The sequence below is a fragment of the Liquorilactobacillus mali genome (genome assembly GCF_001437155.1).
GTDB classification, from domain to species: domain Bacteria; phylum Bacillota; class Bacilli; order Lactobacillales; family Lactobacillaceae; genus Liquorilactobacillus; species Liquorilactobacillus mali_A.
In genome coordinates this window covers 25361-37538 of the sequence record NZ_JQAR01000015.1, presented here as the reverse complement: position 1 = coordinate 37538, position 12178 = coordinate 25361, and the positions used below count along the sequence as shown (strand labels likewise).

The 12178-nt window shown below is 36.9% G+C and carries 11 protein-coding genes; 8 read left to right on the top strand and 3 right to left on the bottom strand.

Annotation, left to right across the window (positions count from 1 at the left end):
• Nucleotides 1–54 precede the first annotated feature (54 nt).
• The 4 genes from IV36_RS07415 to IV36_RS07400 all read left to right on the top strand — a co-directional run bounded on the left by IV36_RS07415 (nt 55) and on the right by IV36_RS07400 (nt 4532).
• On the top strand, nt 55–999 hold the full coding sequence (locus IV36_RS07415; RefSeq protein ID WP_056991550.1) for an AEC family transporter: 945 nt from the start codon (nt 55–57) through the stop codon (nt 997–999).
• A gap of 14 nt (nt 1000–1013) precedes the next feature.
• The gene (locus IV36_RS07410; protein ID WP_056991549.1) at nt 1014–1967 is read left to right on the top strand and encodes a DMT family transporter; all 954 of its coding nucleotides are present in this window, start codon (nt 1014–1016) and stop codon (nt 1965–1967) included.
• 368 nt (nt 1968–2335) lie between these two features.
• Nucleotides 2336–3526: a C40 family peptidase gene (locus IV36_RS07405; protein ID WP_056991548.1), complete on the top strand. Its 1191-nt coding sequence runs from the start codon at nt 2336–2338 to the stop codon at nt 3524–3526.
• 331 nt (nt 3527–3857) lie between these two features.
• Entirely contained in the window at nt 3858–4532 is a 675-nt protein-coding gene (locus IV36_RS07400; RefSeq protein ID WP_056991547.1) for a 2,3-bisphosphoglycerate-dependent phosphoglycerate mutase, read from the top strand.
• 199 nt (nt 4533–4731) lie between these two features.
• On the opposite strand, the gene IV36_RS07395 is transcribed toward IV36_RS07400, so the two are convergent.
• The 3 genes from IV36_RS07395 to IV36_RS07385 form a co-directional block, all read right to left on the bottom strand.
• A complete protein-coding gene (locus IV36_RS07395; RefSeq protein ID WP_056991546.1) occupies nt 4732–6066 on the bottom strand; it encodes a C1 family peptidase in 1335 nt (444 codons plus the stop codon).
• A 74-nt stretch (nt 6067–6140) separates the two neighbouring features.
• Nucleotides 6141–6824, bottom strand: coding sequence for a ribose-5-phosphate isomerase RpiA (gene rpiA, locus IV36_RS07390; protein WP_056991565.1), 684 nt, complete (start codon nt 6822–6824; stop codon nt 6141–6143).
• A 13-nt stretch (nt 6825–6837) separates the two neighbouring features.
• Entirely contained in the window at nt 6838–7131 is a 294-nt protein-coding gene (locus IV36_RS07385) for a GNAT family N-acetyltransferase (RefSeq protein WP_056991545.1), read from the bottom strand.
• 103 nt (nt 7132–7234) lie between these two features.
• Between IV36_RS07385 and IV36_RS07380 the strand changes: the two genes are divergently transcribed.
• The 4 genes from IV36_RS07380 (at nt 7235) to gltX (ending at nt 11987) form a co-directional block, all read left to right on the top strand.
• Nucleotides 7235–7771, top strand: coding sequence for a dCTP deaminase/dUTPase family protein (locus IV36_RS07380; protein WP_056991544.1), 537 nt, complete (start codon nt 7235–7237; stop codon nt 7769–7771).
• An 83-nt stretch (nt 7772–7854) separates the two neighbouring features.
• Entirely contained in the window at nt 7855–9225 is a 1371-nt protein-coding gene (radA, locus tag IV36_RS07375; protein ID WP_056991543.1) for a DNA repair protein RadA, read from the top strand.
• Nucleotides 9226–9246: 21 nt separating this feature from the next.
• Nucleotides 9247–10374 (top strand): PIN/TRAM domain-containing protein, encoded by a 1128-nt coding sequence (locus IV36_RS07370; protein WP_056991542.1) that lies wholly within the window; start codon nt 9247–9249, stop codon nt 10372–10374.
• A gap of 128 nt (nt 10375–10502) precedes the next feature.
• On the top strand, nt 10503–11987 hold the full coding sequence (gene gltX / locus IV36_RS07365) for a glutamate--tRNA ligase (RefSeq protein ID WP_056991541.1): 1485 nt from the start codon (nt 10503–10505) through the stop codon (nt 11985–11987).
• The last annotated feature ends 191 nt before the right edge of the window (nt 11988–12178 follow it).

Sequence of the window (12178 nt, the reverse complement as noted above, 5' to 3'; positions counted from 1 at the left end):
TGATATACTGGTGAATGTTGATATATGACAGAATGAAGAGAAAGAGATGAGAATATGAAGGTTTTTGAGCACAGCATTTCTGGTGTGCTGGTAATATTAGTGATGATAATACTGGGATATATTTTAGCAGAACGCGGCTGGTTTGGTGAAAAGTCGACTAAACTGATAGCTAGATTAGTAACACAAATTGCGTTACCATGCTATATGGTATCCACGATTACGATGAAGTTCAGTGCCAATGATCTGTCTGGAATGTTGCCAGATTTAAGGTTTCCAGTCATCTCGATGGTAATACTGATGGCACTTGCGTTTGCAATTGTAAAAATATTTAGAATTCGCAAAAGTCATGCAGGCTTGTTTTCATCGATGTTTTTTAACTCGAATACGGTCTTTGTAGGTTTACCAATTAATAGAGCGCTTTTTGGGGTGGATAGCATACCATATGTATTGATTTATTATATGGCAAATACTACCATTTTTTGGACGTTGGGTACATACTTGATACAGCGAGACGGTGGATTGAAAAGTAAATTGGACTGGAAAAAAACGCTAGGTAAGATTTTTTCACCGCCGCTTATGGGTTTTGTAGTAGGTGTTATCTTAGTCCTATTAAAGGTCAAATTACCAATATTTGTTAAATCTGACTTGGATTATATTGGTAACCTAACCGTACCACTTTCAATGTTGTTCATTGGTATCTCTGTTTCGCATGCCGGTCTTAACCATCTTGCTTTGCATAAAGATAATATTCTGGTGCTAATGGGGCGTTTCTTATTTGCGCCAGCGTTGATGTGCTTGCTGGTTATACCAGCAGATATGCCAGTTTTGATGAAGCAAGTTTTCATACTTCAATCGGCTATGCCTGTAATGACTAATGCTCCGGTTGTTGCGAATTTATATGGTGCAGACTCTGACTACGCTGCGGTGATGGTCACGGAGACGACATTGATGTCATTAGCAGTCGTACCAATTTTAATGTTAGTTACACAAAGTATTTAAAAAGAGGGATAGTTGTGAAAAAGACAATAGTTTATGTCCTAATATCGACATTTATGTTCAGTTCAATGGAAATAGCGCTAAAGGTAGCCGGTGCCACGTTTAATCCAATCCAATTGAATCTTATTCGTTTCTTTATTGGTGCCTTGGTATTGCTGCCATTTGCAAATAAGGGATTGAAAGCAAGTAAGAGAAAGCTGAGAAAAGAAGATTGGTACCTTTTCTGTCTTACAGGATTTCTCTGTGTAATTGTCAGCATGTCGCTTTTTCAGTTGGCGGTTGTTGCAACGAAGGCTTCAACAGTAGCAGTTTTATTTAGTTGTAATCCAGTATTTGCGTTAATATTTGCTTTCATTATCTTGCGAGAACGTTTAGGACGAGCAAATTTAATTGCTGTTGTGATATCTATTTTAGGCCTGATTGTAATCATTGATCCACTTCATCTTACTAAACCAATGGGAATCATCTTGGGTGTCCTAGCTGCAATAACATTTGGTTTTTATTCAATTATTTCACGCTATGGTTCTACTAAAAGAGGACTCAATGGGATTGTCATGACATGCTATACATTCATAGCTGGAACAGTTGAATTGTTTATACTTTCACTAATTACACATATACCATTTGTTGCTGATGCTTTAGGAAGCATTCCAAGTTTAAAATCTTTTCAAGACCTGCCAATATTGCAGAATATAACAATTGGTTCTTTACCAATGTTACTCTATTTAGGAATCTGTGTTACAGGTGGTGGATTTGCTTTTTATTTTCTTGCAATGGAGAATTCGAATGTCTCCACTGCTTCCCTAGTGTTTTTTATAAAACCAGGGTTGGCTCCAATTTTAGCAGCAATCTTGATTGGAGAGAAAGTAACAACATTGACAATTATTGGAATTGTAATTATTTTGTTGGGTTCTGTTGTCACATTTGTGGGTAATCGAGCCAAAGAAGAAACGATCATACCCAAAAATTAATTATTACATGACTTATATATTTCAAATTTGGAAGGGAATTGCTGCTCTAAGCAACAAACATCCCTTCTTTTTTATTGTTTTTAACTAATTAATTCCACTAAGAGAGCCATTATAATAATAAAAAGTATGAAACTTGTAAATTTTGTCGAAATATGCGAATAAAAAGAGCAAAAAACCTCTAGATTTCCTTTTGTAATTTTTGAAATCTTAATGTAATAAAAGTGCTTGAAATTGCTATTCTTGAGCAGATTTTGTAAATATAATGTAATGCTCATTACTGTGCAAGCGTGGTAGAATTACTCTTGTAGTTAAATTGTACGTAAAAAATTAAAAAAAAGTATTTAATCAAATGTCAGAGGTGTAAGTCAGTGAAACATAATTTAATTTCAAAAACTGTACTCGTAGTTGCTTCACTTGTAACAGTTGTCAGCTTAGGAACACACGTTTCAGCTTCAGATACTGCAACACAAATTAACGAGGTAAATCAAAAGATTTCTGATACTCAGAAATTAGTAAACGAAAGTCAAAAGAAACTTTCAAAGTTACAGGATCAGCAATATTCCGATTCAGTTGAGATTGCTTCATTGACGAAAAACATTAATGCAAGAAAATCTCATTTAGCTGAGCAAGCACGTTCGGCTCAACAAAATGATACAGGAAGCTTAATAGAATTCTTAACAGATTCAAAAAGCTTTAGTGATGCAATTGATCGTGTTGCTACAGTTGCAACGATGATTCATGCAAATAATCAAACTTTGCAAGATCAAAAAAATGATCAAGAAAAAGTTGCGGCTGATAAAAAGCAAGTTGATGAATCCGTAGCAGCTCAAAAGAAGACTAGTGAAAAATTAAGAAATGATATGGCTGATTTAGCTGTTCAAAAGATACAATTAAAGGTTAAGAAAGCTAAAGAAGATGCTGCAAAGGAAAAAGCTGAAGCAGCTTTAGCAGCGGCCCAGAAAGCGGCTGCAGCTGTCAAAGCAGCCAAGAGTAGTGCAGATGCTAATAAGGCTTTAGCAACAGCTACAAAGGCTGTAGCGACAGTCACCACTACTAATACAAATAGTGGTACGACTACTTCGAACACCTCTACAAATAGTTCCAACAATTCTAATAACAGCAGCACAAGTAGTTCAGCAACTGTAACTCAGACCGCATATTCAACCACTTCAACTGCGACTGCATCATCAAGTTCGAGTGTGGATACAAGTTCAGTTGTTGCAGCTGCATTATCTTTGACAAAAATGAACATTCCTTATGTTTGGGGCGGTGAGTCTCTATCAGGGATGGATTGCTCAGGTTTGACTGCATATGTCTATGCTAAGTTTGGAGTATCGTTGCCACATAATACTGTTGCGCAAGAGGGATATGTTACATATGAATCTGTTTCGCAAGCACAACCAGGCGATTTATTATTCTGGGGTAGCAAAGGAGCATCATATCATGTAGCAATTTATATTGGAAATGGTCAATATGTACATGCACCAAGAACTGGTGAAACAGTTCGTGTTGGATCAGTTTCAGGATATGCACCTTCATTTGCAGGACGCTTAAAGTAGGAAAGTTCTGATTTAGTTAAACTGACATTTGATTAATGAAACAATCTAAGAATAGATCTAGTTCAAGTAACTAAATTAATGAAATACTTTATTAATTTAGTTTCGCGGGCTGGGTCTTTTTAGTTACACTGATAATGAAGCTAGAAAACGCAGCGTAACATCAGTCGAAAAGATTTGACTTATAGAACGTGTTTATAAGGAATGATAGGGGAGTTAGGTCAGAAGTTGAATCTTGACTTGACTTCTTTTTTGCTCTGAATAAACTACTCTAGATCAAAAAAGTCTGATATGATAAAGATATTAGGCAAGACTATTAGAGGAGACAGAAGATATGGTTAAATTAGTTTTACTAAGGCATGGACAAAGCACAGCAAATTTGGCAAATGAATATACCGGTTGGTCAGATTCACCATTAACTGTAGAAGGAGAACAGCAGGCGATAAAGGCTGGGAAGCTCTTAGATGAAGAGAAAATTATTTTTACTGATCTGCACACATCCGTCCTTACGCGTGCAATTAAGACCGCTAATATTGTACTCGATTGTATTAATCAAAATAGTGTTCCAATAAAAAAAACATGGCGTCTAAATGAGAGACATTACGGAGCTTTACGAGGTTTAAACAAACAGTGGACGGTGGAAACTTATGGGAAAAAAGAAGTTGCGTTGTGGAGAAGGAGCTTTACCACTGTACCTCCTAAAATGGATAAACCTGACGAAGATAGACGATATTCTGCTTATCCAAAGACAATTTTACCTTTGGCAGAAAGCTTAAAGGATGCATCTGATAGAATTATTCCGTATTGGTTGGATAGTATTGCTCCTAACTTGATTCATCAAAAAAATCAGATCATTGTGGCACATGGTAGTACTTTGAGGGCTTTAATCAAGTATATTGAAGGAATCAGTGATTCAGCAATTGACGGAGTTGAAGTCGAAAATGCGGTCCCAATTGTCTATGAACTTGATAATAAGTTAAAGATTATTTCCAAAAGGGAATTAAGATAGGGTATGTAAAAAATAAAGCGGAAATTAGACATAAATTGGTAAAATTTGTGGTTAGTAGGAGAACGTTGATTTGTGTCACACACTTATCTGAAATAAATAGAGGAGTCAGTCAAAAGTTAACTTTTGACTGACTCCCTTTACTAATTAAAATTATATTTTTTTGTAAGTAAAGCCTTATCTAACATTGAGTTTCTCTAACTTATGCTAAAGCACCCATTGGATCCCAAGGAGCTAGTACTTTTGGCTCTTCCTTGAGGACTTCTTGTAATTTTTCAGAAAGGAATTTCTTGTTAACAACAATTTGATAGCAATATTCATTCATCCAGTCATTACTCATAACGAAAAATCCATTAGTACCAACTTTTTTACCCCATGAATTTTCAACTTTCCATTTAGTTGGTTCACCATCGACAAGATCAACTCCAGTTAAAACCATGGCATGTGTCATTAGGCTTTCACCGTAATCCAATCTTTCAGCCTTAGAAATACTTAAATCAATATCAAAAAGTTCATCTTTGTGATATAACTCAGTATCCATGATTCCCTTTTGGCGGTCGGAAGATTGACCTACATCACAGCCAAACCATACACTTTCACCACTTTGAAGCTGCTTTACTGCAACGTCGCGGAATGTTGCCATGTCAACGTTCAAGTGACGAACTTGACGACCGTCTACAACGTTACCAAGCATTTCAACAGTATACATGTGATTGAATGGCTTGTCAGCAGTTGGGCCGTTGATGATTGAAACATAGTCATCTAGGTTCCAGCCAACATACTTGTTAAAGAAATCGATAGGTGTAATGTTACGATCAATATGATATTTTTTATCTGAATCACGATACTCGAAGTCAAAGTGAGCAGGTGGTTCACCAAAGCTATAAGCTAGCATGCGGTATGCATCATCTAACATTTTTTCTTTTGTATCCTCAAGCTCTTTTTCCGATGCTCCGTTTGCAACTAAATTACGTAAAGTTACAGCGTCTTTGCGTAATTTTAAGTCAAAAGTATTATTAAATTCACGTGAAGCAGAAGAATTGAATGTTTCAGGCATAGCTGATTGAGGAACTACACCATATTTTTCAATGATTGCCACGATCATATCCCACTGACCACCATCTTGTTGAGGTGTTGTCATCAGGAAGGAAACTTTACGATCTGATGTTGGTAAGGAAGCTGTATTAATCACATTTTCATAGAAGTAATTAGCTTTTTCAAGTTTATCCCAGAAAAATGTATAGTTTTGTGAAAGCTCGAAATCCTTTGGCATATTGAATTTATTTTTCATGTCATGGCGCATTGTATTTAATGCGGCAAACATCCAACAACGGCCAGATTGTTTTTGATTAGCAACATCCCCTGTATCCAAGTCGATAGAAAAAACAGGTGTCATGTTAACTTCAGAACGATAATCAGCAGAGGTTGTATAGATTCCGTTTTTTGTAACTGCACGCTCAAGGACCTTATGATCTACACGGTTTTCTAGAGAATTTTTAAATTTTGATAATTGTTGGTGCTGAATAGCTTTACTCACTATTTGTCACTCTCCTTAAAAAGATATAACAACATTATATGATAAATAAAGTAACACGTAAACCTTGCTTCCAATTAGCGGGCTTCGAGAACTTTAGGACCACTAGCGTAACCAACGATAACAGTGTTGACAGTATTTAAGAAGAGGCCGTGCTCGACGACACCAACTTGTGCTTTCAAATAATCAGCAAGCTTAAATGGATCTGATATTTGTTCCAAATGCAGATCAATTATATAATTATCGGAATCAGTTCGTAATTTTGAACCATCAGCGGCTAATCTGAAAGTTGGATGGAATTTCTTAGAATCAAAACGTTCAAAAATCTTTTTGCTGCCATAGGGAATTACTTCGACTGGAAGGGGAAAGCTTCCTAATTTATTTACTAACTTGCTTTGATCCACAATCCAGATATTCTTTTTCGAGTTAGTTGCCACTATTTTTTCGAACAAAAGGGCAGCTCCACCACCCTTTATACCTTGGAAGTCGGAACTAACCTCGTCGGCGCCATCAATCGTGAGATCAATGTGATCAACTTCATCGACTGACTTTAAGGGAATGCCTAAGGAAGTTGCCTGCTTAGCTGTTTCTGCGGATGTGACAACACCTGTAATCGACAGATTTTCTTTCTGAATTTTTTTTGCGAGAGCTTCTATCATATATTTAACTGTTGACCCTGTTCCTAAGCCAATAGTCATATTATCAAAAACCCAATCTACTGCTTTTTTTCCAACAAGAGCCTTTAACTCATTTTGATTCACCATATTCACCTCATTAATTATTTTCTTCTTTAAGTAGATGCTGATACTCAGCATGGTTTTCAAAGAATTTCTTCGTATAGGGACATAACGGGATAACTTTCTTGGATTCTTCAGTCACCTTGGCAAGAAAATCCTTCGTAATTTTTCCTGCTAGTCCGGTTCCACGTGCATTTTCATCTACCCAAGTGTGTTCAACTAAGTATGTTTGGGAGTTGTCAAGCAATGAAAAACCAATATGTGCTACAGGTTTTTTATCACTTTCTGAACGATAATAATCAAAGGAATTTTCTGTGAATTTAGTAATCATATAAAACACCTCTTTTTGTTTAATTATAGCATACGAGAAGGTACTGTATCTGTTTGTTGATTAATGATAGAATAGTAGAATAAATTAGGGAAAGAGTGATATTTTGAAAAGAGGATTCGAGGTAGTAAAGCGGTTTAAAAAAGAAGAAATCACACTGCCGACGCGTGCTACAAAAAATGCAGCGGGGTATGATTTTTATGCGGCACAGGATTTTGTGTTGCCATCAATATGGAAACTTAATTTTTTAAAAATTTTATGGAGTATTACGAAAAAACAAAAGATTACAGATATTGATTATGAAAAAGCCACCAAAGTCCTTAAGCCACTTTTAGTTCCGACAGGCATCAAAGCATATATGGGAGACGAGGAATTTTTGATGCTTGCCAATCGCTCTAGCAATCCATTAAAAAGAAACTTAATTTTACCAAATGGGGTCGGAATTGTTGACGCTGATTATTACGGCAATGCTGATAATGATGGAGAGATATTCTTTCAACTCATGAATTTTGGCATCAGGGATGTAGTAATCAAGAAAAATGAACGTATTGGTCAAGGCATCTTTATTCCTTTTCTGACGATTGACAGTGAAGAGGAGCCATTAAAGAAACGAACAGGAGGTTTTGGATCATCAGGTAGGTAAAAAAAATTAAAGAATGAAGGAAACACGCTTAAAAATAAGCAAACATGCTATGATGAATCTAGTAAGCGAAAGAAGGCTAGCAAGTGGTCAAGATTAAAACACAGTATGTGTGTCAAGATTGTGGGTACTCTTCACCACGATATTTGGGGCGCTGTCCAAATTGTGGTGCATGGAATACTCTAGTTGAAGAGGTTGAAAAATCCAATAAAACTAATAAAAAAACGAGGGTTAGTTTTAGCGGTAACAGTCCTAAACCACAATTAATTGATGAAGTGGATGTGCAAGATAATCCGCGAACAACGACTGCATCGGTTGAACTTGATCGAGTTTTAGGTGGAGGGATCGTGCCGGGTTCGCTTATCCTAATAGGTGGTGATCCTGGGATTGGAAAGTCCACGCTATTGCTTCAACTTTCGGGACAGCTGGCAAAACAGAAATTAACGGTTTTATATGTATCCGGTGAGGAAAGTGCAATGCAAATCAAGCTGCGGGCACAGCGCTTGGGAGTAAAAGGACAGCAATTTTATCTATACCCAGAGACTGATATGACAAGTATTCACCAATACATTGATAAGTTGAAGCCTGATTTTGTAGTCATCGATTCTGTTCAGACCATGCAGGAACCTGAGATGTCTTCTGCAGTTGGGAGCGTGGCACAGATCAGGGAGGTTACAGCTGAGTTAATGCAGATTGCAAAGACTAACGGTATAACTATTTTCATAGTTGGTCATGTTACCAAGGGTGGAGCAATTGCTGGTCCAAAAATACTGGAACATATGGTTGATACAGTCTTATATTTTGAGGGAGACTTGCACCACGCTTATCGAATTCTTAGAGCTGTAAAAAATAGATTTGGCTCGACAAATGAAATTGGAATTTTCGAAATGAAAGAAGGAGGGTTGTACGAAGTTCAAAACCCTTCTGAGATTTTTTTAGAAGAACGACTCAGTGGAGCGACCGGCTCTGCCATTGTTGTCTCTCTAGAGGGAACACGTCCGATTTTGGTTGAAATTCAGGCACTTGTTACACCAACTGCTTTTGGAAATGCCAAGCGAACTACGACGGGATTAGATCACAACCGAATCTCTTTGATTATGGCTGTTCTTGAGAAACGTGCGGGTCTGCTTTTACAAAATCAGGATGCATATTTAAAGGCAGCCGGTGGGGTGAAGCTAGATGAACCGGCCATTGACTTAGCAATTGCGGTCAGTATTGTTTCAAGTTATCGTGATGCTCAATCGCAAGCAACCGATTGTTTCATTGGAGAACTCGGATTAACCGGTGAAATCAGAAGAGTTAATCGAATTGAGCAAAGGGTCGCTGAGGCAGCTAAACTTGGGTTTAAAAGAGTAATTTTGCCTAAAAATAATTTGGCTGGATGGACTCCCCCAAAAAATATAAAGGTTGTCGGTGTTTCGACTTTAAGTGAGGCACTGAAAGTAACTTTTAACTAATAATTTAGGAAGGAGAAGGAAATGAGAAAAATAATGATAAAAGTTGTACTCGCAGTACTAGGAGTTGGTGCAGGGTACACCTTTATGCCACCAATCTGGTTATTGGTAGGTCTCTCAGATCATATCTGGATTAATAATTTTGCTGTAAATATTTTAATTGGGTTGGCAGTGATGCATGTCGTCTCGATATTTGTGACTGAACCCTTGGAAAGATTAATAAAGAGACTAGAGAACAACTTGGCACAGCAGAATCCGTATGTAATAATTTCAACAAGTCTTTCGGTTGTCGTAGGTTTAATGATAGCCGCCTTGATATCAACTTTGGTTTCGCGTTCACAGGTATTTTTATTGAATACAGTGATCCCTATTGTTTTGATGGTTATATTTGGTTACTTAGGATATTTCGTAGGGAAGAATCATTTAGATTTCTTTAAAAAACTTATGAACAGCAGGAAACTGCGAACAGAAAAAAAGACTGAGAGTGCGGATAATGCCAGTGTCTTGGAACGAAAGACTGGGGATAATTTTCATCGCCTAAAACTTTTGGATACAAATATCTTGATTGATGGCCGAATCTATGATTTGGTTAATACTGGATTTATCGAGGGAACACTGATTGTGCCTAATTTTGTATTGTATGAGCTGCAGTATATCGCTGATTCTGCAGACAGTATTAAGAGGGTTCGTGGCAGACGGGGACTTGATATTCTTAATAAGCTGCGAGATGAAAAGAAAATACCTGTTGAAATGTATGAAGGCGATTTTGATGATATTCAAGAGGTTGATAGCAAGTTGATTAAATTAGCTAAACTCTTGGATGCAGTGATTGTTACGAATGATTATAATTTAAACAAGGTTAGTGAGTTTCAGAATGTTGAAGTATTAAACGTTAATGCATTGGCAAAAGCTCTAAAGCCTAGAGTGGTACCTGGGGAGAAGCTCACGGTCACGGTTATCAAGAATGGTACTGAAAGGCAGCAAGGGGTTGCATACTTAGACGATGGAACGATGATTGTTGTTGAAGATGGAAGATTTTATTTGAACAATCCAATTGAAGTGGTAGTGACAAGTGCATTGCAGACAGACGCAGGGAGAATGATCTTTGCTAAACCTGTACATTCAACAAGAGGAATAAAAGAAAATAATTAAAATAGGAAATTTTTATCTAGTTGGTTTATTTTTCTGCATATTCATTGTAAAATTATCGGTGTATCGATTATTTTGACTATGAAATTTAGTTTGATTAATCAATTCAGAAAAAGAAAGAGGCGCTATAATTGGTAGATAAAAAAATTCGTGTGCGTTATGCACCAAGTCCAACGGGGCATTTGCATATAGGGAATGCACGAACTGCATTGTTTAACTATTTGTTTGCAAGACATAATAACGGAACCATGGTTATCAGAATTGAAGATACTGATTCTAAAAGGAACATTGCAGACGGTGAAAGAAGTCAATTAGAGAATTTAACATGGTTGGGGATTGACTGGGATGAAGGCCCTGATAAGCCAGGAGACTTTGGACCATACCGCCAGTCTGAAAGACAAGCAATTTATTTACCTTTGATTAAGCAATTATTGGATAAGGGTCTTGCCTATGAGTCTTACATGACTGAAGATGAATTGAATGCACAACGTGAAGAACAAAAGGCAAATGGTGAGGCACCACGATATATCTATGAATATGCAGGTATGTCTGATGAAGAAATTTCAAAAAAGCAAGCAGAAGCACGTGCAGCTGGACTAAAGCCAGTTGTAAGAATTAGAGTACCAGAAAACAAAACCTATGAATTCGATGACATGGTCAAGGGTCATATCAGCTTTGATTCGAACACAATTGGTGGAGATTTTGTTATTCAAAAGCGCGATGGTGTACCTACATATAACTTCGCAGTTGTTGTAGATGATCATATGATGGAAATCACTCATGTGTTACGTGGTGATGATCATATTGCCAATACGCCAAAACAATTAGTTGTATACGAAGCATTTGGCTGGGAACCACCAGTGTTTGGACATATGACATTAATCATTAATACTGAGACCGGTAAAAAGTTGAGTAAGCGTGACGAAAGCGTTCTTCAGTTTATTGAACAATACCGTGCATTAGGATATTTGCCAGATGCAATGTTCAATTTCATTACATTATTGGGATGGTCTCCGGTGGGAGAAAAAGAAATCTTCAATCGCAAAGAACTGATCAGTATGTTTGATCCAAAACGTTTGAGTCGTTCACCTGCATCATTTGATGGTAAGAAACTTGAATGGATTAATAATCAATATGTTAAAAATGCTAAAGAAGACGGTGTTGTTGATTCTGCACTTAAGCAGCTTATTAAGGCGGGCAAGGTCGAGAAAAATCCTGATCCTAAAACGATTGAATGGGCTCGTAAATTGATCAGTTTGTTTAAACAACAAATGTCTTATACAGGTGAAATTGTAAAATTATCAGAAATATTCTTCGATGAACCACCAAAATTGGATGAAGCAGCAATGAAGGAATTGAGTGACGAGAGTGCAAAGACAGTGTTGAATGAATTTGCGAAGAAAGTAGCAGAATTGCCAATTTTTGATGCTACCGAGATTCAAAATACTATTTATGCGATTCAAAAAGAAACTGGGATTAGGGGCAGAAAGCTTTATATGCCTATTAGAATTGCAACCACACGCGAAACGCACGGTCCAGAACTTGCAGCTTCGATTGAACTATTGGGTAAAGAGAAAGCTCTGAAGCATCTTAAAAAGACATTAGCTGAGATGTAGTTGTATTTCTTAGTTGTGGATATTTTTGAAGAAGGCTAATTTTTAGGCACATTTATTTGTAATTTTGTACAGAGGGCTGGGTCAAAAGTTGAATTTTGATCTAGTCCTTTTATTGGCTTTCGGATAAACATGTTCCATAAGTCAAACTCCTCTGTCTAACTTCGAAGCACTTATGAAAAAAATATGCTTAA